Source organism: Streptomyces sp. 135 (assembly GCF_020026305.1).
In the GTDB taxonomy this organism is placed as follows: Bacteria; Actinomycetota; Actinomycetes; order Streptomycetales; family Streptomycetaceae; genus Streptomyces.
Map to the genome: position 1 here is coordinate 4,923,058 of NZ_CP075691.1, position 21,113 is coordinate 4,944,170.

General features: G+C 69.4%; 16 protein-coding genes and 1 pseudogene. 15 read left to right on the forward strand and 2 right to left on the reverse strand.

All coding sequences use genetic code 11. The annotated features are described in order from the left end of the window. Positions 1-693: 693 nt before the first annotated feature. The 15 genes and pseudogenes from KKZ08_RS22245 (at position 694) to recQ (ending at position 19,119) form a co-directional block, all read left to right on the forward strand. A complete protein-coding gene (locus KKZ08_RS22245) occupies positions 694-1,053 on the forward strand; it encodes an NADH-quinone oxidoreductase subunit A (protein ID WP_003992243.1) in 360 nt (119 codons plus the stop codon). A gap of 21 nt (positions 1,054-1,074) precedes the next feature. Further along, positions 1,075-1,629: an NADH-quinone oxidoreductase subunit B gene (locus KKZ08_RS22250; RefSeq protein WP_031035164.1), complete on the forward strand. Its 555-nt coding sequence runs from the start codon at positions 1,075-1,077 to the stop codon at positions 1,627-1,629. 29 nt (positions 1,630-1,658) lie between these two features. After that, entirely contained in the window at positions 1,659-2,363 is a 705-nt protein-coding gene (locus KKZ08_RS22255) for an NADH-quinone oxidoreductase subunit C (protein WP_223779143.1), read from the forward strand. Then, positions 2,363-3,685 carry an NADH-quinone oxidoreductase subunit D gene (locus tag KKZ08_RS22260; protein WP_223776138.1) on the forward strand — a complete coding sequence of 441 codons (1,323 nt, stop codon included), beginning with the start codon at positions 2,363-2,365 and terminating at the stop codon, positions 3,683-3,685. The genes KKZ08_RS22255 and KKZ08_RS22260 overlap by 1 nt, the downstream gene beginning before the upstream one ends. A 41-nt stretch (positions 3,686-3,726) precedes the next feature. Then, a complete protein-coding gene (gene nuoE, locus KKZ08_RS22265) occupies positions 3,727-4,560 on the forward strand; it encodes an NADH-quinone oxidoreductase subunit NuoE (protein WP_223779144.1) in 834 nt (277 codons plus the stop codon). After that, entirely contained in the window at positions 4,560-5,921 is a 1,362-nt protein-coding gene (nuoF, locus tag KKZ08_RS22270; RefSeq protein ID WP_223776139.1) for an NADH-quinone oxidoreductase subunit NuoF, read from the forward strand. Before nuoE ends, nuoF begins: the two co-directional genes overlap by 1 nt. Next, a pseudogene (locus KKZ08_RS22275) lies at positions 5,918-8,427 on the forward strand (NADH-quinone oxidoreductase subunit G). The gene nuoF and the pseudogene KKZ08_RS22275 overlap by 4 nt, the downstream one beginning before the upstream one ends. Further along, a complete protein-coding gene (nuoH, locus tag KKZ08_RS22280) occupies positions 8,427-9,815 on the forward strand; it encodes an NADH-quinone oxidoreductase subunit NuoH (RefSeq protein WP_223779145.1) in 1,389 nt (462 codons plus the stop codon). The pseudogene KKZ08_RS22275 and the gene nuoH overlap by 1 nt, the downstream one beginning before the upstream one ends. Further along, positions 9,808-10,569, forward strand: coding sequence for an NADH-quinone oxidoreductase subunit NuoI (gene nuoI, locus KKZ08_RS22285; RefSeq protein WP_223776140.1), 762 nt, complete (start codon positions 9,808-9,810; stop codon positions 10,567-10,569). Before nuoH ends, nuoI begins: the two co-directional genes overlap by 8 nt. Then, on the forward strand, positions 10,566-11,405 hold the full coding sequence (locus tag KKZ08_RS22290; protein WP_223776141.1) for an NADH-quinone oxidoreductase subunit J: 840 nt from the start codon (positions 10,566-10,568) through the stop codon (positions 11,403-11,405). Before nuoI ends, KKZ08_RS22290 begins: the two co-directional genes overlap by 4 nt. Beyond that, complete coding sequence (gene nuoK / locus KKZ08_RS22295; RefSeq protein ID WP_067282377.1) at positions 11,402-11,701, forward strand: NADH-quinone oxidoreductase subunit NuoK; 300 nt, start codon at positions 11,402-11,404, stop codon at positions 11,699-11,701. The genes KKZ08_RS22290 and nuoK overlap by 4 nt, the downstream gene beginning before the upstream one ends. Positions 11,702-11,711: 10 nt before the next feature. Beyond that, on the forward strand, positions 11,712-13,667 hold the full coding sequence (gene nuoL, locus KKZ08_RS22300; protein ID WP_223776142.1) for an NADH-quinone oxidoreductase subunit L: 1,956 nt from the start codon (positions 11,712-11,714) through the stop codon (positions 13,665-13,667). Positions 13,668-13,672: 5 nt separating this feature from the next. After that, positions 13,673-15,286, forward strand: a complete 1,614-nt coding sequence (locus KKZ08_RS22305; protein WP_223776143.1) for an NADH-quinone oxidoreductase subunit M — start codon at positions 13,673-13,675, stop codon at positions 15,284-15,286. Continuing rightward, the gene (nuoN, locus tag KKZ08_RS22310) at positions 15,283-16,932 is read left to right on the forward strand and encodes an NADH-quinone oxidoreductase subunit NuoN (RefSeq protein WP_223776144.1); all 1,650 of its coding nucleotides are present in this window, start codon (positions 15,283-15,285) and stop codon (positions 16,930-16,932) included. The genes KKZ08_RS22305 and nuoN overlap by 4 nt, the downstream gene beginning before the upstream one ends. Positions 16,933-17,127: 195 nt before the next feature. Continuing rightward, positions 17,128-19,119 (forward strand): DNA helicase RecQ, encoded by a 1,992-nt coding sequence (recQ, locus tag KKZ08_RS22315; protein ID WP_223776145.1) that lies wholly within the window; start codon positions 17,128-17,130, stop codon positions 19,117-19,119. A 105-nt stretch (positions 19,120-19,224) separates the two neighbouring features. Here the strand turns inward: recQ and fahA are convergent, their stop codons facing one another. Together fahA and KKZ08_RS38695 are read right to left on the reverse strand one after the other, a co-directional pair. Next, complete coding sequence (gene fahA, locus KKZ08_RS22320; protein ID WP_223776146.1) at positions 19,225-20,514, reverse strand: fumarylacetoacetase; 1,290 nt, start codon at positions 20,512-20,514, stop codon at positions 19,225-19,227. Positions 20,515-20,654: 140 nt separating this feature from the next. Continuing rightward, positions 20,655-20,789, reverse strand: coding sequence for a hypothetical protein (locus KKZ08_RS38695; RefSeq protein WP_263303353.1), 135 nt, complete (start codon positions 20,787-20,789; stop codon positions 20,655-20,657). Positions 20,790-21,113 lie beyond the last annotated feature (324 nt).

A 21,113-nucleotide genomic window follows, 5' to 3' on the forward strand; every position in this document is an offset into this window, starting at 1 on the left:
GCCTGTGATCATGGGTTTTCTGAGATACGCCCGAATTGCCCGCGGACTACCACCGGTTGAGGCAGTTGGCCAAGCCCGGTTGATTGGGGGGTGGGGTGGGTGTGGCGCAGGTCACAGATGGGCCCCCTCGGGGATCTCTCTGAGATCTCGCTGAGACCTCCCTGAGATCTCCCGTACTTCTCGGCTGCCCTTCGGGTGAATCCCGAACCATTTTCCGGGTCCGTCGGGGGCGCGTCGCCTGCGGGCGCCGCCGACCGGGTGCGATCGCGACGCGCCGACCGCGCTCGTGAATCGGTGCACGCGTCCACACCTGTCCACATCTCTGCCGCCAAAGTGTGAACGGGGTGCCTTATCAAGTGATCCGGTCCAGCGCCAATTTGCTTGCGGTGGCCACCTCTTGATAGAGCGCCACCCCTTCGACCAGCGGTGACGCGCCGAGATGTCACCTCTGGTGATCACTCAGGCGCTTCGCGTACGTAGATCACCGCTCATCCGACTTCATGATCCTTCGTCAGGTGGTGGAGATCACAAAGCCGTTGTCGCACCCCGTGTCGCAGATCACAGACCGCCGGGCATAAGATGCGGTGCAGTTGGGCTTGTGACCTGCTTCACATGTAAGTGATCTTCAACGGGAGCCGGGGCTCGTCCGACGTAACCGCCAACAGTCAGTGCCGACTGAGAGGAGCGAGGAGCGTGAACGCCTATGCGCCCATCCTCGTGCTGGGAGCCCTCGGGGCAGGCTTTGCGATCTTCTCCGTGGTCATGGCCACGCTTATCGGTCCAAAGCGGTACAACCGCGCGAAGCTAGAGGCCTATGAGTGCGGTATCGAGCCGACGCCGACGCCGGCCGGTGGTGGGCGATTCCCCATCAAGTACTACCTGACGGCGATGCTCTTCATCGTCTTCGACATCGAGATCGTCTTCCTCTACCCCTGGGCCGTCACCTTCGACGCGCTGGGGATTTTCGGGCTCGTGGAGATGCTGCTCTTCGTGCTCACCGTCTTCGTCGCGTACGCGTACGTATGGCGGCGTGGCGGCCTGGAATGGGACTAAAGGTCTGAGGGGCCAAAGAGCATGGGACTCGAAGAGAAACTGCCGAGCGGTTTTCTGCTGACCACCGTCGAACAAGCCGCGGGCTGGGTGCGCAAGTCATCCGTCTTCCCCGCCACGTTCGGCCTCGCGTGCTGCGCCATCGAGATGATGACGACGGGTGCGGGGCGGTACGACCTGGCGCGCTTCGGCATGGAGGTCTTCCGCGGCTCACCGCGCCAGGCGGATCTGATGATCGTGGCCGGCCGGGTGAGCCAGAAGATGGCGCCGGTGCTGCGACAGGTCTACGACCAGATGCCCAACCCCAAGTGGGTGATCTCCATGGGAGTTTGCGCATCATCGGGTGGGATGTTCAACAATTACGCGATTGTGCAGGGTGTGGACCATGTCGTCCCCGTTGACATCTATTTGCCTGGTTGCCCGCCGCGGCCCGAGATGCTGATGGACGCGATTCTCAAGCTCCACCAGAAGATCCAGGGCTCCAAGCTCGGCGTGAACGCGGAAGAAGCGGCCCGCGAGGCGGAGGAAGCGGCCCTGAAGGCGCTCCCCACCATCGAGATGAAGGGGCTGCTGCGGTGAGCGACACGCACGACTCGCAGAGCGAGAACCTGAACGGCAATGGCAACGGCGTGCCCGTCCCGCGCGAGGCGGCCGGCGACGTCATCCGCGTACGCAAGGGCATGTTCGGCGCCGAGAACGGCGGGGACACCTCCGGCTACGGCGGGCTCGTCCGGACCGTCGCGCTGCCCGGCGCCACCGCGCGCCCCTACGGCGGCTGGTTCGACGAAGTCGCGGACGAACTGGAAGGGGCCCTGGAGGAACAGGGCCTGCTCCCGGAGAACGCGATCGAGAAGACGGTCGTCGACCGCGGCGAGCTGACCTTCCACATCGCGCGCGAACACCTCGTCCGCGTCGCCCAGACGCTGCGCGACGACCCGGCTCTGCGCTTCGAGCTCTGCACGGGCGTCTCCGGCGTGCACTTCCTCGAGGACAAGGGCCGCGAGCTGCACGCCGTCTACCACCTGCGCTCGATCACCCACAACCGGCTGATCCGGCTCGAAGTCAGCGCCCCCGACGCCGATCCGCACGTCCCCTCGCTGGTCTCCGTCTATCCGACGAACGACTGGCACGAGCGCGAGACGTACGACTTCTTCGGGCTGATCTTCGACGGTCACCCGGCCCTGACGCGGATCATGATGCCGGACGACTGGCAGGGCTTCCCGCAGCGCAAGGACTACCCCCTCGGCGGCATCCCCGTCGAGTACAAGGGCGCCCAGATCCCGGCTCCGGACCAGCGGAGGTCGTACAGCTGATGTCTGCTTCACATGCTTCCGCTCGGGAGACGACCGAGGGGACCGTATATACGGTCACCGGCGGGGACTGGGACGAAGTCGTCCAGTCCGCGGCCAAGGCCGACGACGAGCGCATCATCGTCAACATGGGGCCACAGCACCCCTCCACGCACGGCGTGCTCCGCCTCATCCTGGAGATCGAGGGCGAGACCGTCTCCGAGGCCCGCTGCGGCATCGGCTATCTGCACACGGGCATCGAGAAGAACCTCGAATACCGCACGTGGACGCAGGGCACGACGTTCGTCACGCGGATGGACTACCTGACGCCGTTCTTCAACGAGACGGCGTACTGCCTCGGGGTCGAGAAGCTCCTCGGCATCGAGGACCAGATCCCCGACCGCGCCTCGGTCATCCGCGTGCTCCTCATGGAGCTCAACCGCCTCTCCTCGCACCTGGTGTGCATCGCCACCGGCGGCATGGAGCTCGGCGCGACCACGATCATGATCTACGGATTCCGTGATCGTGAACTCATTCTCGACATCTACGAACTCATCACCGGCCTGCGGATGAACCACGCGTACATCCGGCCCGGCGGACTCGCCCAGGACCTGCCGCCGGGCGCGGTGGACCAGATCCGCGAGTTCGTGAAGAAGATGAAGAAGAACCTTCCCGAGTACGACAAGCTCGCCACCGGGAACCCCATCTTCAAGGCCCGTATGCAGGACGTCGGCTATCTCGACCTCGCCGGCTGCATGGCGCTCGGCGCCACCGGCCCGGTCCTGCGCTCGGCCGGCCTCCCGCACGACCTGCGCAAGTCCCAGCCCTACTGCGGCTACGAGAACTACGAGTTCGACATCCCGACCGCGGACACCTGCGACTCCTACGGCCGCTTCCTGATCCGCCTCGAAGAGATGCGCCAGTCGCTGCGCATCGTCGAGCAGTGCCTGGACCGGCTGCGGCCGGGAGCGGTGATGGTCGCCGACAAGAAGATCGCCTGGCCCGCACAGCTGGCGCTCGGCCCGGACGGTCTCGGCAACTCCCTCGACCACATCAAGAAGATCATGGGCACCTCCATGGAGGCCCTGATCCACCACTTCAAGCTGGTGACCGAGGGCTTCCGGGTGCCGGCCGGACAGGCGTACACCGCGGTCGAGTCACCCAAGGGCGAACTGGGCGTGCACGTCGTCTCCGACGGCGGCACCCGCCCCTACCGGGTCCACTTCCGCGATCCGTCCTTCACCAATCTCCAGGCCATGGCGGCGATGTGCGAGGGCGGCCAGGTCGCCGACGTCATCGTCGCCGTCGCGTCCATCGACCCCGTGATGGGAGGCGTCGACCGGTGACCGCCACTCCTTCAGAGAAGGCCGCGGGCGTCAGCCTGGGCATGCCCCAACTCCCCGCCCCCGACTATCCGGCCGACGTACGGGCCCGGCTCGAGGCGGACGCCGCGGAGATCATCGCCCGCTACCCGGACTCGCGGTCCGCGCTCCTGCCGCTGCTGCACCTGGTGCAGTCCGAGGAGGGCCACGTCACGCGCACCGGCATGCAGTTCTGCGCCGACGTGCTTGGCCTGACCACGGCCGAGGTCACCGCCGTCGCGACCTTCTACACCATGTACCGGCGCAAGCCCTCCGGCGACTACCAGGTCGGGGTGTGCACCAACACGCTCTGCGCGGTCATGGGCGGTGACGCGATCTTCGACGAGCTCAAGCAGCACCTCGGCGTCGGCAACGACGAGACGACCGAGGACGGCAAGATCACGCTCGAACACATCGAGTGCAACGCCGCCTGCGACTTCGCCCCCGTGGTGATGGTCAACTGGGAGTTCTTCGACAACCAGACCCCGGAGTCCGCCAAGCGGCTCGTCGACGACCTGCGCGCGGGCGTGCCGGTCGAGCCCACGCGCGGGGCCCCTCTGTGCACGTACAAGGAGACCGCACGGATCCTCGCGGGCTTCCCCGACGAACGGCCCGGTGCCGTGGAGGCGAGCGGTGGCGCGGGCCCCGCCTCCCTGATCGGACTGCGCCTGGCCAAGGGCGAGGCGCCACAGCGGCGCGTGGTCCACCCGCGCGCGGGAGGCCCGCAGGACGCAGGCTCCCACGCGGACCCGCAGGACGAAGCGGCCGCCGAGCACCTCAGCTCGCACGACGCACCGCAGCAGACCTCGGCATCCGACCCGGCCCACCCGGCCGGACCGACCGCCGAGGAGGGGGAGTGATGACCTTGGCAGCCGAGATCGACCACGAGACGAGCCCGGAGAAGCTGCTCGCGCCGGTCCTCTCCGCGTTCTGGGACGAGGAGAAGTCCTGGACGCTGGAGACCTACCTGCGCCACGACGGGTACGAAGGCCTGCGCAAGGCGCTCACCATGGCGCCGGACGACCTCATCGCGTACGTGAAGGACTCGGGCCTGCGGGGCCGGGGCGGCGCCGGATTCCCCACCGGGATGAAGTGGCAGTTCATCCCGCAGGGAGACGGCAAGCCGCACTATCTAGTTGTCAACGCCGACGAGTCGGAACCGGGGACCTGCAAGGACATCCCGCTCCTCTTCGCGAACCCGCATTCCCTCATCGAGGGGATCGTGATCGCGTGTTACGCGATCCGGTCGTCGCATGCCTTCGTCTATCTGCGGGGCGAGGTCGTCCCCGTGCTGCGCAGGCTGCACGAAGCCGTCCGCGAGGCCTATGCGGCGGGCTACCTCGGCAAGGACATCCTGGGCAGCGGACTCGATCTGGAACTCACCGTGCACGCGGGCGCGGGCGCGTACATCTGCGGTGAGGAGACCGCGCTGCTCGACTCGCTCGAAGGCCGCCGGGGCCAACCGCGACTGCGTCCCCCCTTCCCGGCCGTCGCGGGCCTCTACGCATGCCCCACTGTGGTGAACAACGTCGAGTCCATCGCGTCGGTTCCCGCGATCCTCCAGCGCGGAAAAGACTGGTTCAAGTCGATGGGCAGCGAGAAGTCCCCGGGCTTCACGCTCTACTCGCTCAGCGGCCACGTCACCAACCCCGGCCAGTACGAGGCCCCGCTCGGCATCACGCTGCGCCAGCTGCTCGACATGAGCGGCGGCATGCGTGCCGGACACCGCCTCAAGTTCTGGACGCCCGGCGGTTCTTCGACGCCGATGTTCACCGACGAGCACCTCGACGTGCCCCTGGACTACGAGGGCGTGGGCGCCGCCGGTTCGATGCTCGGCACGAAGGCGCTCCAGTGCTTCGACGAGACGACCTGCGTCGTGCGCGCCGTGACGCGCTGGACCGAGTTCTACGCCCACGAGTCCTGCGGAAAGTGCACGCCCTGCCGCGAAGGGACCTACTGGCTCGTGCAGTTGCTCCGCGACATCGAGGCCGGCAAGGGCGTCATGGCCGACCTCGACAAGCTGAACGACATCGCCGACAACATCAACGGCAAGTCCTTCTGCGCCCTCGGCGACGGCGCGGCCTCACCGATCTTCTCCTCGCTGAAGTACTTCCGGGAGGAGTACGAGCAGCACATCACCGGCAAGGGCTGCCCCTTCGACCCGGCCAAGTCGACTCTCTGGGCCGACAGGCCCGCTGGAAACGCGCAGGTGAACGCATGACAGTGACCACGAACAGCGCTCCTTCCGGGGGCGGGGAGGCAGCCGTCCCGCCGGAGGATCTCGTTGCGCTGACGATCGACGGCATCGAGATCAGCGTCCCCAAGGGCACGTTGGTGATCCGCGCCGCCGAACTCCTCGGCATCGAGATCCCCCGCTTCTGCGACCACCCGCTGCTCGACCCGGCGGGCGCCTGCCGCCAGTGCATCGTCGAGGTGGAGGGCCAGCGCAAGCCGATGGCGTCCTGCACCATCACCTGCACCGACGGCATGGTCGTGAAGTCGCAGCTGACCTCACCGGTCGCCGAGAAGGCGCAGCGCGGCGTGATGGAGCTGCTGCTCATCAACCACCCGCTGGACTGCCCGGTGTGCGACAAGGGCGGCGAGTGTCCGCTCCAGAACCAGGCGATGCAGGTCGGCGACCCGGACTCCCGCTTCGACGGCAAGAAGCGGACGTTCGAGAAGCCGGTGCCGATCTCCGCGCAGGTGCTGCTCGACCGTGAGCGGTGCGTGCTGTGCGCGCGCTGCACCCGCTTCAGCAACCAGATCGCCGGCGACCCGATGATCGAACTCATCGAGCGCGGCGCCCTCCAGCAGGTCGGCACCGGAGAGGGCGACCCCTTCGAGTCGTACTTCTCCGGGAACACCATCCAGATCTGCCCGGTCGGCGCGCTGACCTCGGCGGCGTACCGATTCCGCTCCCGCCCCTTCGACCTGGTGTCGTCGCCGTCGGTGTGCGAGCACTGCTCGGGCGGCTGCGCGACCCGCACCGACCACCGGCGCGGCAAGGTCATGCGGCGCCTCGCGCGGGAAGACCCCGAGGTCAACGAAGAGTGGATGTGCGACAAGGGGCGCTTCGCCTTCCGTTACGCGCAGCGGCCCGACCGGCTCACCCATCCCCTGGTGCGCAACGCGGCGGGTGCCCTTGAGCCCGCCGGCTGGCCCGAGGCCCTGGCGGCCGCGGCCCGCGGTCTCGCCGCCGCGCGCGGCCGGGCGGGCGTGCTGACCGGCGGCCGGCTCACCGTGGAGGACGCCTACGCGTACAGCAAGTACGCGCGCGTGGCGCTCGACACGAACGACATCGACTTCCGCGCGCGCGTGCACAGCAGCGAGGAGGCCGACTTCCTCGCGGCACGCGTGGCCGGGCGGGGCCGGGACCTCGACGGCAGCGGCGTCACGTACACCGCCCTGGAGAAGGCGCCCGCCGTCCTGCTCGCCGGGTTCGAGTCCGAGGAGGAGGCGCCCGGCGTCTTCCTGCGGCTGCGCAAGGCCTGGCGCAAGCACGGCCAGCGCACCTTCTCCCTCGCCACGCACATGACCCGGGGCCTGGAGAAGGCGGGCGGCACGCTGCTGCCCGCGGCTCCCGGCACCGAGACGGAGTGGCTGGACGCGCTCGCCGCCGGGGCGGGCCTCGTGGACGACGCGGCCAGGGCCGCCGAGGCGCTGCGTACGCCCGGCGCGGTCATCGTCGTCGGAGAGCGGCTCGCGGCCGTGCCCGGCGGGCTCACCGCCGCCGTCCGCGCGGCCACCGCGACCGGCGCGCAACTGGTGTGGATCCCGCGCAGGGCGGGGAGCGGGCCGCCGTCGAGGTGGGCGCGCTGCCGTCGCTGCTGCCCGGCGGGCGTCCGGCCACCGACCCGCGCGCGCGGGACGAGGTCGCGGCCGCCTGGGGCGTCGCCGAACTCCCGCACCGCTACGGCCGCGACACCGGCCAGATCATCGAGGCCGCCGCGACCGGCGAGCTCGGCGCGCTGCTCGTCGCGGGCGTCGAGGTCGCCGACCTGCCCGACCCGGCACGCGCGCGTGAGGCGCTCGACGCGGTCGGCTTCCTGGTCTCGCTGGAGCTGCGGCCCAGCGAGGTGACGGAGCGGGCGGACGTCGTCCTCCCGGTGGCCGCGGTCGCGGAGAAGCCGGGCACGTTCCTCAACTGGGAGGGCCGGGCGCGGATGTTCGACGCCGCGCTGAAGCCGGACCAGATGACCCGCAGGCTGGCGCCCACCGACGCACGGGTGCTGCACATGCTGGCCGACGCCGGTGACGTCCACCTCGGCCTGCCCGACCTGTTGACGCTCCGCAGGGAGCTGGACCGGCTCGGCGCCTGGGCCGGGCCGTGCGCGGACGAGCCCCGCGAGGCGGGGGCGCAGCCGCCGAGGCCCGCCTCCGGAGAGGCCGTGCTCGCAGGGCACCGGCTGCTGCTCGACCAGGGCCGCCTCCAGGACGGCGACGAAGCGCTGGCCGGCACGCGCCACGCCGCCCACGCGCGCGTGTCGGCCGCCACGGCGGCCGAAGCGGGCGTGAAGGACGGCGACCTCCTCACGGTCACCGGGCCCGCCGGCTCGACCGCGCTGCCGCTCCAGGTCACCAGCATGCCGGACCGCGTGGTCTGGCTGCCGCTGAACTCGACCGGGGGAGGCGTCACTTCGGACACCGGCGCCCGCCCCGGCGACCTCGTCCGCATCGGCCCGGCGGTCCTGCCGGAGCCCTCCGAGGCCCCGGAGGTGACGTCGTGATGCACACCGTGGTGCCGCTTGCGGCGGAAGACCTGTCCATGTTCGGCCGTGACCCGTGGTGGCTGGTCGCCGTCAAGGCGGTCTTCTGCTTCGCGTTCCTGATGGTGACGGTGCTCTTCTCCATCGTGTGGGAGCGCAAGGTCGTCGCCTGGATGCAGCTGCGCATCGGCCCCAACCGGCACGGCCCCTGGGGCATGCTCCAGTCCCTCGCCGACGGCATCAAGCTGATGCTCAAGGAAGACGTGATCGTCAAGCGCGCGGACAAGGTGGTCTACGTCCTTGCCCCGATCGTCGCGGCGATCCCGGCCTTCATGGCGATCGCGGTGATCCCCTTCGGGCCCGCGGGCAACGAAGTCTCGATCTTCGGCCAGCGCACCACGATGCAGCTCACCGACCTGCCGATCGCGATGCTCTACATCCTCGCGGTCGCCTCCGTCGGCATCTACGGCATCGTGCTGGCGGGCTGGAGTTCCGGATCCACCTATCCGCTCCTCGGAGGCTTGCGCTCCTGCGCGCAGATGATCTCGTACGAGATCGCGATGGGCGCGGCGTTCGCCTCCGTGTTCCTCTACTCCGGGTCTATGTCGACCTCGGCGATCGTGGAGGCGCAGGCGGACCGCTGGTACGTACTGCTGCTGCCGGTCTCGTTCCTGATCTACATCGTGACGATGATCGGTGAGACCAACCGCGCGCCGTTCGACATGCCGGAGTCCGAGGGCGACCTCGTCGGCGGCTTCAACACCGAGTACTCCTCCATCAAGTTCGCGATGTTCATGCTCGCCGAGTACGTCAACATGGTCACCGTCTCGGCGGTCTCGGTCACGCTCTTCCTGGGCGGCTGGCGGGCCCCGTACCCGGTCAGCGCCTTCTGGGAGGGCGCGAACCACGGCTGGTGGCCGATGCTCTGGTTCGTGATCAAGGTCCAGCTGCTGCTGTTCTTCTTCATCTGGCTGCGCGGCACGCTGCCCCGCGTGCGCTACGACCAGCTGATGAAGCTCGGCTGGAAGGTCCTCATCCCGGTCTCGGTCCTGTGGCTGATGCTCGTCGCCACGGTCAGGGCCATGCGGAACGAGAACTACGACTTCACCTCGATCGTGCTCTACGTGGCCGGTGGGGTCATCGCGCTGCTGTTGCTCTCCGTGGTCGTCGACATCTTCCGCGACAAGCGGGAGAAGGAGGCCGCCGCAGAGGAGAAGCCGGTCGCCTTCGACCCGATGGCGGGCGGATTCCCCGTGCCACCGCTGCCCGGGCAGAGCCTGCCGCCCGTTCCGCGCCGGCGTCCGCGCCAGGAGCGGGAGCTGATTGTCAGTGGTGGGCCGGATACTCAAAGTGACGGAACGCGAAGTGGCGGAACCCGAAGTGACGGAAAGGAGGCGTCCGATGGCTGAGTCGAACAACGAATCACCGGCATCGCCGGAGTCACCCCACGAGTCGAACCAATCGAAGCAGGGGTTCCAGAACCCCGTCGCGGGCTTCGGCGTGACCTTCAAGGCCATGTTCAAGAAGCGGCTCACCGAGCAGTATCCGGAGCAGCAGAAGACCACAGCTCCCCGCTTCCACGGCAGGCACCAGCTGAACCGCCATCCGGACGGCCTGGAGAAGTGCGTCGGCTGTGAGCTCTGCGCCTGGGCCTGCCCCGCGGACGCCATCTACGTGGAGGGCGCGGACAACACCGAAGAGGAGCGTTACTCCCCCGGCGAGCGGTACGGCCGCGTCTACCAGATCAACTACGCCCGCTGCATCCTGTGCGGGCTGTGCATCGAGGCGTGCCCCACGCGCGCGCTGACGATGACGAACGAGTTCGAGCTGGCCGACAGCACCCGCGAGAGCCTCATCTACACCAAGGAGCAGCTGCTCGCCGGGCTGGAGGAGGGCATGGTCGAGACCCCGCACTCGATCTTCCCGGGCATGGACGAGCAGGACTACTACCGGGGCCTGGTCACGGAGGCCGCTCCCGGGACGGTTCCCCAGGTGGCCCGCTCCAAGGGTGAGACGCCTCAGGAGGCGTCCTCCGACTTCGGGCCCGGCGAACCGGCTTCCGAGAAGGTGGTCGCCGGAGCGGCCACCGGGACGGCGGCCGGCGAATCGGCCACGGGGGAAGCGTCGGTCGACCCGGCCTCCGGGAAGGCGGCCGGCCGATGACGCAGCTCGCCGCCTACACCACCTCCACCGGCGAGGCCATCCAGTTCTGGGTGCTCGGCACGGTCGCCGTGATCGGCGCCCTGTGCACGATCCTCATGAAGAAGGCCGTGCACAGCGCGCTCTGCCTCGCCGGGACCATGATCATCCTCGCGGTGTTCTACCTCGCCAACGGCGCGTACTTCCTGGGCGTCGTCCAGATCGTCGTCTACACAGGCGCGATCATGATGCTCTTCCTCTTCGTGGTCATGCTCGTCGGTGTCACCGCCGCCGACTCCCTGAAGGAGACCATCAAGGGGCAGCGCTGGCTGGCCCTGCTCTGCGGTCTCGGCTTCGCGGTGCTGCTCTTCGCGGGCATCGGGAACGCCTCGGTGCGGGAGTTCAACGGCCTCGGCAAGGCGAACGCCGGTGGAAACGTGGAGGGCCTCGCGACCCTCATCTTCACCAAGTACGTCTTCGCCTTCGAGATCACCGGCGCCCTGCTCATCACCGCCACGGTCGGCGCGATGGTGCTCACCCACCGGGAGCGCACGGAGCGCGCCAAGACCCAGCGCGAGCGGTCCGAGGAGCGCGTGCGCAAGGGCAAGCACCTGCCGCCCCTGCCGGCCCCGGGTGTGTACGCCCGGCACAACGCCGTGGACATCGCGGGCCTGCTGCCCGACGGCACCCCGTCGGAGCTCACGGTCAACAAGACGCTGCGCGAGCGCGGCCAGATCCGCGACGTGTCGGCCGAGGCCCTGGACGACCTGCGGGCGCTGGAGCAGCGCTCCGCCGACCGTCTGGAGCGGCCGGACCTGCGCGGCACCGACATCGGGCGGACCGAGGAGGCGTCGAAGTGAACCCCGTCAACTACCTCTACCTGGCCGCCCTGTTGTTCGCGATCGGCGCGACCGGCGTGCTCATCAGGCGCAACGCCATCGTGGTGTTCATGTGCATCGAGCTCATGCTCAACGCCTGCAACCTCGCGCTCGTGGCCTTCTCCCGGATGCACGGCAACCTCGACGGCCAGATCATCGCCTTCTTCACGATGGTCGTCGCCGCCGCGGAGGTCGTGGTCGGGCTGGCGATCATCGTGTCGCTGTTCCGTTCCCGCCACTCGGCCTCGGTCGACGACGCCAGCCTGATGAAGCTGTGAGGGGCTGAAAGTGGAGAACCTGATCGCGCTGCTCGTCGCGGCGCCTCTGCTCGGAGCGGCCGTACTGCTGTGCGGCGGGCGGGCGTTGGACCGCGCGGGCCACTGGCTCGGCACGCTGCTCGCGGCCGCCTCCTTCGTCATCGCCGTGGTGCTCTTCACCGACATGCTGGGCAAGGGCGCCGAGGAGCGCACCCTGTCGCAGCACCTGTTCAGCTGGATCCCCGTCGAGGGCTTCCAGGCGGACGTCGCCTTCCAGCTCGACCAGCTGTCGATGACGTTCGTCCTGCTGATCTCCGGTGTCGGCACCCTGATCCATGTCTACTCCATCGGGTACATGGAGCACGACGAGCGCCGCCGCCGCTTCTTCGGCTACCTGAACCTCTTCCTCGCGGCGATGCTCCTCCTCGTCCTCGCCGACAATTACCTCCTGCTGTACGTCGGCTGGGAGGGCGTCGGCCTCGCCTCGTACCTCCTGATCGGCTTCTGGCAGCACAAGCCCAGCGCGGCGACCGCCGCGAAGAAGGCCTTCCTGGTCAACCGGGTCGGCGACATGGGCCTGTCGATCGCGATCATGCTGATGTTCACCACCTTCGGGACGTTCGCCTTCGGGCCCGTCCTGGAGGCGACGGGCGAGACCAGCGAGGGCAAGCTCACCGCCATCGGCCTGATGCTGCTGCTCGCCGCGTGCGGCAAGTCCGCGCAGGTGCCGCTCCAGTCCTGGCTCGGTGACGCGATGGAGGGCCCGACCCCGGTCTCGGCCCTGATCCACGCCGCCACGATGGTGACCGCCGGCGTCTACTTGATCGTCCGCTCCGGAGCGATCTTCAACGGCGCGCCGGACGCCCAGCTCGTCGTCACGATCGTCGGAGCGGTCACGCTCCTGTTCGGTGCGATCGTCGGTTGCGCGAAGGACGACATCAAGAAGGCCCTCGCCGGCTCGACGATGTCCCAGATCGGCTACATGATCCTCGCCGCGGGCCTCGGCCCCATCGGCTACGTCTTCGCGATCATGCACCTGGTGACGCACGGCTTCTTCAAGGCCGGGCTCTTCCTGGGAGCCGGTTCGGTCATGCACGGCATGAACGACGAGGTCGACATGAGGAAGTACGGCGGCCTCAGGAAGTACATGCCGGTCACCTTCGTGACGTTCGGCCTCGGTTATCTGGCCATCATCGGCTTCCCCGGTCTTTCGGGCTTCTTCTCCAAGGACAAGATCATCGAGGCTGCCTTCGCCAAGGGCGGCGCGGAGGGCTGGATCCTCGGCTCGGTGGCGCTCCTGGGCGCGGCCGTCACCGCGTACTACATGACGCGCGTGATGATTATGACCTTCTTCGGAGAGGAGCGGTGGCGCAACCGCCCGACCGCCTCCCCGGACCAGCCGGACGTGGAGCCCGCCGCCGAGACGCACGGGGCGCACGGGGTGCACGATGAACCGCACCCGCACGAGTCGCCGAAGTCCATGACGATCCCGATGGTCGTGCTCGCCTTCGGGTCGGTCTTCGCGGGCGGCTTCTTCAGCATCGGTGACCGCTTCATGCACTGGCTGGAGCCGGTCACCCACCACGACCACGGGAACTCCCCGCTGAGCGCCGCCACGGTCACGGGCGCCACCATGGTGGTCCTCGTCATCGGCGTCGCCCTGGCCTACGTCCAGTACGGGCGCCGGCCGGTCCCGGTCACCGCCCCGCGCGGCTCGCTGGTCACCAGGGCCGCCCGCCGCGACCTCCTCCAGGACGACTTCAACCACGTCGTCCTGGTGCGCGGCGGCGAGCACCTCACGCGGTCCCTGGTCTACGTCGACCACAGCCTGGTCGACGGTGTCGTCAACGGCACGGCGGCCTCCATGGGCGGCCTCTCCGGGCGCCTGCGCAAACTGCAGAACGGCTACGCCCGCTCCTACGCGGTCTCGATGTTCGGCGGCGCTGCGGTGCTCATCGCCGCGACCCTGCTGATGAGGGCGGTCTGATACCGATGTCCTTTCCTCTGCTGACAGCGACGGCGGCCCTGCCCGCGGTCGGTGCGATCCTCACGGCGGCCGTCCCGGCCGCCCGGCGGACCGCCGCCAAGTGGCTCGCGCTGCTCGTCTCGCTCGCCACGCTCGCGCTCGCCGTGACCGTGCTCGTGCGGTTCGACCCGGACGGAGACCGCTATCAACTCACCGAGTCCCGCGCGTGGATCGCGGACTTCGGGGTGCGGTACGAACTGGGGGTCGACGGCATCGGCGTCGCCCTCATCGGACTGACCGCGCTGCTGATCCCGTTCATCATCCTGGCGGGCTGGCACGACGCCGACCCTTCCCCAAGCTCTCAACTTCGTTCGAGCAGGGGAGGCCCCAGTGAGACGAAAGCCCCCTACAAATGGCGGCCCACCCAGGCCTTCTTCGCCCTGATCCTGGCCGTCGAGGCGATGGTGATCATCTCCTTCGAGGCCACCGACGTCTTCCTCTTCTACATCTTCTTCGAAGCCATGCTCATCCCGATGTACTTCCTCATCGGCGGCTTCGGGGACCGCGCCCACGCGGGCAGCGACGAGAACGCGTCGGCGCAGCGCAGCTACGCGGCCGTGAAGTTCCTCCTCTACAACCTCGTCGGCGGCCTCATCATGCTGGCCGCGGTCATCGGGCTCTACGTGGTCGCGGGGAACTTCTCGCTCCAGGAGATCGCCGAGGCCCGGGCCAACGGCACGCTGGACATGGCGACCAACACCGAGCGGTGGCTCTTCCTCGGCTTCTTCTTCGCCTTCGCGGTGAAGGCGCCGCTGTGGCCGCTGCACACCTGGCTGCCGAACGCGATGGGGGAGGCCACGGCCCCCGTCGCCGTACTGATCACGGCAGTGGTCGACAAGGTCGGCACCTTCGCGATGCTGCGGTTCTGCCTCGGGCTCTTCCCCGAGGCGAGCAAGTGGGCGACGCCGGCCATCCTCGTCCTCGCGCTGATCAGCATCATCTACGGCGCGCTGCTCGCGGTCGGCCAGCGCGACATCAAGCGCCTGGTGGCGTACGCGTCGATCTCGCACTTCGGGTTCATCATCCTCGGCATCTTCGTGATGACCTCGCAGGGCCAGTCCGGCGCGACGCTCTACATGGTCAACCACGGCATCTCGACCGCCGCGCTGATGCTGGTGGCCGGGTTCCTGATCTCGCGGCGCGGCTCGCGTCTGATCGCCGACTACGGAGGGGTGCAGAAAGTCGCCCCGGTGCTCGCGGGCACCTTCCTGATCGGTGGTCTCGCCACGCTCTCGCTGCCGGGACTCGCGCCCTTCGTGAGTGAATTCCTGGTCCTGGTCGGCGCGTTCGTGCGCTACCCGGTCGTCGGGATCATCGCGACGGTCGGCATCGTGCTCGCGGCGCTCTACACCCTCGTCCTCTACCAGCGGACGATGACGGGCCCCGTGAAGCCCGAGGTGTCGGCCATGCCGGACCTGCGGGTGCGGGAGTTGGTCGTCGTCGCCCCGCTGATCGCGCTCCTGATCGGCCTCGGGGTCTATCCGAAGCCGCTCACCGAGCTGGTGAACCCGGCGGTCGAGCACACCATGTCCGACGTCCAGAAGAAGGACCCCGAGCCCGAGGTGGAGGCGGCCAAGTGAGCGCATCAGCCGTCCACAGCCTGTGGACAATGGCGGCGGATCCGGTCGACAAGATCGGCGCCCCCAAGATCGAGTATGGGCAGCTGTCGCCGACGTTGATCGTCATCGGCGCCGCCGTCGTCGGAGTGCTCATCGAAGCCTTCGTCCCGCGCAAGTCCCGTTACTACGTCCAGCTGTTCGTCTCCGTTGTCGCCCTCGCCGCCGCCTTCGCCGCGGTGGTCGGGCTCGCGGCCCGCGGCTTCGGCACGACGAAGGCGCAGATCGCGGCGATGGGCGCGATCGCGGTCGACGGGCCCGCGCTCTTCCTCCAGGGCACCATCCTGCTCGCCGGGCTCGTCGCCATCTTCACCTTCGCCGAGCGGCGGCTCGACCCGGTGGCGCACGGCAACCGCGTCGATTCGTTCGTCGCCCAGGCCGGCGCCGTGCCGGGCAGCGAAGGGGAACAGGCCGCCACGAAGGCCGGGTTCAGCACCACCGAGGTGTTCCCGCTGGCGCTCTTCGCCATCGGCGGCATGCTCGTCTTCCCCGCGGCCAACGACCTCCTGACGTTCTTCATCGCGCTGGAAGTCTTCTCCCTGCCGCTGTACCTGCTCTGCGCGCTCGCCCGCCGCAAGCGCCTCATGTCGCAGGAAGCCGCCGTCAAGTACTTCCTGCTCGGCGCCTTCGCCTCCGCGTTCACGCTCTTCGGCATCGCCCTCCTGTACGGGTACGCGGGCTCCGTGTCGTACGCGACGATCGCGAACGTCGTCGAGGGCAACGTCACGACCGTGGACCCGGCGCTCGCCGACACCATGGGCAATGACGCGCTGCTCCTGATCGGCGTCGCCATGGTCGTGATGGGCCTGCTCTTCAAGGTGGGCGCGGTGCCGTTCCACATGTGGACCCCGGACGTGTACCAGGGCGCGCCGACGCCGGTCACCGGCTTCATGGCGGCGGCGACGAAGGTGGCCGCGTTCGGCGCCCTCCTGCGGCTGCTCTACGTGGTCCTGCCGGGCCTGCGCTGGGACTGGCGGCCGGTCATGTGGGGCATCGCGATCATCACGATGCTGGGCGGCGCGATCGTCGCGATCACCCAGACCGACATCAAGCGGCTCCTCGCCTACTCGTCCATCGCGCACGCGGGCTTCATCCTGGCCGGTGTGATCGCCACCACTCCGGACGGCGTCTCCTCCGTCCTCTTCTACCTCGCCGCCTACTCCTTCGTGACGATCGGCGCCTTCGCCGTGGTCACGCTGGTCAGGGACGCGGGGGGCGAGGCCACGCACCTGTCGAAGTGGGCGGGGCTCGGACGCAGGTCCCCGCTGGTCGCGGCGGTGTTCGCGGTCTTCCTGCTGGCCTTCGCGGGCATTCCGCTGACCTCCGGGTTCACCGGGAAGTTCGCGGTGTTCAAGGCGGCCGCGGAGGGCGGCGCGGGCACGCTGGTCGTGGTCGGTGTGCTGTCGTCGGCGATCGCCGCGTTCTTCTACATCCGCGTGATCGTGCTGATGTTCTTCAGCGAGCCGAAGACGGACGGCCCCACGGTCGCCGTGCCCTCGCCGCTGACGATGACGGCGATCGGCGTGGGCGTCGCGGTGACGCTGGTGCTCGGTGTGGCCCCGCAGTACTTCCTGGATCTGGCCGGGCAGGCGGGAGTCTTCGTCCGGTAGGCCGCCGTCTTCGAAGTCGAACATGTGTCGCCGCCCGGCATCCCGATCTGGGGATGCCGGGCGGTGGCCTGTGGATAACTTCTCGGGCTGTCGGTGCGGGGCCCTATCGTGGAGGCAGTGGTCGGGGCAGTGACCGGAGCGGTGACCGAGGCAGGACGTACGGCGGGGGACAGAGCGATGGACGGGAACAGCGGTATGAGCGAGGTGACGGAGAGCGACGCGCTGCGGACGCTCCATCGCGTCTTCGGGTACGACGCCTTCCGGGGCGAGCAGGAGGCGATCATCGAGCATGTGGTCGCCGGCGGGGACGCCGTCGTCCTCATGCCCACCGGCGGCGGAAAGTCCCTCTGCTATCAGATCCCGGCCCTGGTCAGACCGGGCACGGGCATCGTGGTCTCACCGCTGATCGCACTCATGCAGGACCAGGTGGACGCGCTGCGGGCGCTCGGCGTGCGCGCCGGGTTCATCAACTCCACGCAGGACTTCGACGAGCGGCGCGTGATGGAGGCGGAGTTCCTCGCGGGGGAGCTCGACGTGCTCTACCTCGCCCCGGAGCGGCTGCGGCTCGACGCCACCCTGGACCTCCTGTCGCGGGGCAAGATCTCCGTCTTCGCCATCGACGAGGCGCACTGTGTGGCGCAGTGGGGCCATGACTTCCGGCCCGACTATCTGACGCTCTCCGTGCTCGGGCAGCGCTGGCCGGACGTGCCCCGCATCGCCCTGACGGCGACGGCCACGCACGCCACGCACCGGGAGATCACCGATCGTCTCGGCATGCCGGACGCCAAGCACTTCGTGGCGAGCTTCGACCGGCCCAACATCCAGTACCGCATCGTGCCCAAGGCCGAGCCGAAGAAGCAGCTGCTGTCCTTCCTGAAGGAGGAGCACGCGGGCGACGCCGGCATCGTCTACTGCCTCTCGCGCAACTCGGTCGAGAAGACCGCCGAGTTCCTGTGCAGGAACGGCATCGAGGCCGTCCCGTACCACGCGGGCCTCGACGGCGGCACGCGCGCGGCGCACCAGTCCCGCTTCCTGCGCGAGGAAGGGCTCGTCGTCTGCGCCACCATCGCCTTCGGCATGGGCATCGACAAGCCGGACGTCCGCTTCGTCGCCCACCTCGACCTGCCCAAGTCGGTCGAGGGGTACTACCAGGAGACGGGCCGCGCGGGCCGGGACGGCCTGCCCTCGACGGCCTGGATGGCGTACGGCCTCCAGGACGTCGTCCAGCAGCGGAAGATGATCCAGGGCAGCGAGGGCGACGAGGCGTTCCGACGCCGCGCCGCCTCGCACCTGGACTCGATGCTGGCGCTCTGCGAGACGGCGCAGTGCCGCCGGGCCCAGCTCCTCACCTACTTCGGCCAGGAAGCGGCGGCGCAGTCGTGCGGCAATTGCGACACGTGCCTGACCCCGCCCGAGACCTGGGACGGCACGGTCGCCGCACAGAAGGTGCTCTCCACGGTGGTGCGCCTCCAGCGTGAGCGCGGCCAGAAGTTCGGCGCGGGCCAGATCATCGACATCCTGCTCGGCAAGAAGACCGCGAAGGTCATCCAGTTCGACCACGACCAGCTCTCCGTCTTCGGCATCGGCGAGGAGCTGGCGGAGGCCGAATGGCGGGGCGTGGTGCGGCAGTTGCTGGCGCAAGGCCTGCTCGCGGTCGAGGGGGAGTACGGCACGCTGGTGCTCACCGAGACGAGCGGTTCCGTGCTGGGCCGCGAGCGTGAGGTGCGTCTGCGCAAGGAGCCGAAGCGGGTCCCGGCGGCGCGGTCCGCCAAGGGCGAGCGCAAGGCGAAGTCGGCGGCGGCCGTCGCCGACCTGCCCCAGGAGGCCGTGCCGGTCTTCGAGGCGCTGCGTGCCTGGCGCGGCGCCCAGGCCAAGGAGCAGGGCGTCCCCGCGTACGTCATCTTCCACGACGCCACGCTGCGAGAGATCGCCACGCTGCGGCCGACGTCCGTGGCGGACCTCGCGGGCATCAGCGGGGTGGGCGAGAAGAAGCGGGCGACGTACGGCGAGGGCGTGGTCGGGGTCGTCGCGGAGTTCCTGGGCGGGGCGGCCGGCGGGGGCGGTGGTGCGGTGCCCGCCGGGGGCGCGACTGCGGGGGAAGCTTCGCCTGGCGGGAGTGAGTCGGCGCCGGGTGATGAGGTGGAGCCGGACTGGGGGTTCGAGGAGGAGCCGGACTGGGCGTCGTGACGAGGTGACGCGAGGGGGCGACGGTAGGGGGGCCGGGAAGGGGGCGGCGCGGCTCGCCGTCCACCCGCTCCGGCCCCGCCCCGCCCCCGCTCACCTCACGTCATCTCACCGCGCCGCCACGATGCGTCCCGTCACCTCGCCGAGGCCCACCCTGGTGCCGGCCGGGCCCGGGGCCCATGCGGAGAGCGTGACCTCGTCGCCGTCCTCCAGGAACGTCCGCTTGCCGTCGGGGAGTTCGAGGGGGTCGCGGCCGTTCCAGGTGATCTCGATCAGGGAGCCGTACTGACCGGCCGAGGGCCCGCTGACCGTGCCCGAGCCGTACAGGTCGCCGGTGCGCAGGGAGGCGCCGTTGACCGTCATGTGCGCGAGCTGCTGCGCGGCCGTCCAGTACACGGTGGAGAACGGCGGCTCGGAGATGACGTGGCCGTTGAGCGTGACCGTCATGCGCAGGTCGTAGCCGCCCGGCTCGTCCGCCGCGGACTCGGCGGAGTCGTCCAGGTACGGCAGGAGCTGGTGGGTGCGCTCCGGGGGCGCGACCCGGGCGGCGTCCAGCGCTTCGAGGGGGGTGATCCACGCCGACACCGACGTGGCGAAGGACTTGCCGAGGAAGGGGCCGAGGGGGACGTACTCCCAGGCCTGGATGTCGCGCGCCGACCAGTCGTTGAGGAGGGTGAGCCCGAAGACGTGCTCGCGGAAGTCCGCGAGGGGCACGGGCGTGCCGTGCGTGGAGGGCGCGCCCACGACGAAGCCGACCTCCGCCTCGATGTCGAGGCGGACCGAGGGACCGAAGACGGGGGCCGTGTCGGCGGGCGCCTTGCGCTGGCCGCAGGGGCGCACCACGTCCGTCCCGGAGACCACGACGGTGCCGGACCGGCCGTGGTAACCGATGGGCAGATGCTTCCAGTTGGGGGTCAGCGGCGTCGGCGAGTCCGGGCGGAAGATCTGGCCCAGGTGGGTCGCGTGGTGCTCGGACGCGTAGAAGTCGACATAGTCCGCGACCTCGAACGGCAGATGCAGGGTTGCGTCGGAGAGAGGGTGGAGCAGAGGGCGTACGGAGTCGCGGTACGACGGGACGGTCACCCACGCGGTCAGGGCGCGCCGCACGTCGGACCAGGCGGTGCGGCCCGCGGAGAGCAGCGCGTTCAGCGTGGGCCGGGCGAGCAGCGAGACGTAGGGGGAGCCGAGCGCGGCGGCCGCGGCGCCCGCGTCCAGGACGTACGAGCCGAGCCGCACCCCGACCCTGCGCTGGTCGTCCCGCTCGCCGGGCAGGGAGAACACGCCGTAGGGGAGGTTGTGCGGTCCGAAGGGGTCACCCTCGGGCAGGCCGAAGGGGTCGCTCTCGGGGAGGCCGGAGGAGTGACCGGCGGCCGGGTCGAGCGGGGTCTGCTCGGACATGCGTACCTGCCTCGCTTTCCATGGGATGTGCCACAGGGTGTGCCACACGTTACGTGTGGAGCCCCCCGTTACGGCAGTGCCTGAAGAGTCCCCAATGCCCGGGATGTTCTGAGTTCCGGTGGGGTCGACCGCTCCGAGCGCTACCGGATCCCCTCGATGAGTTTCCGCAACGCCTCGTCGCCGTTCTCCGCCAGGAACTCCACGTCGTCCACGCCCCTGTAGACCGTTCCGCCCGGGGCCATGCCGAGATAGGAGACGCCACGGCCGGATCCCACCGACGGGGTAGAGATGCGCCGGTGAGCCCTCGTCCGGCCCGTCGAAGACCTTGTCTTTCCGGCCTGCCGTGAGCGGGTCGGTCCGGAGCCCTCCGGCCTGCCCCATGACGAGCAGCCCTCCGAACTCGGCCAGGAACCGCCGGGCCGCTTCGGACATGTCGATGCCACCGCGACCCAGTAGCGAGCGCCGCCACTCCTCGGTGGGTACCGCGCGACCGGGGCGCCGGCCTGCCTGCCGCACCGCGCGGTCGGTTGTCGCGGACCACGGCCGATGGCCCCCATGCGTCATCCCCCACCGTGCCCGTTCGTTCAGCAGCGCATGCG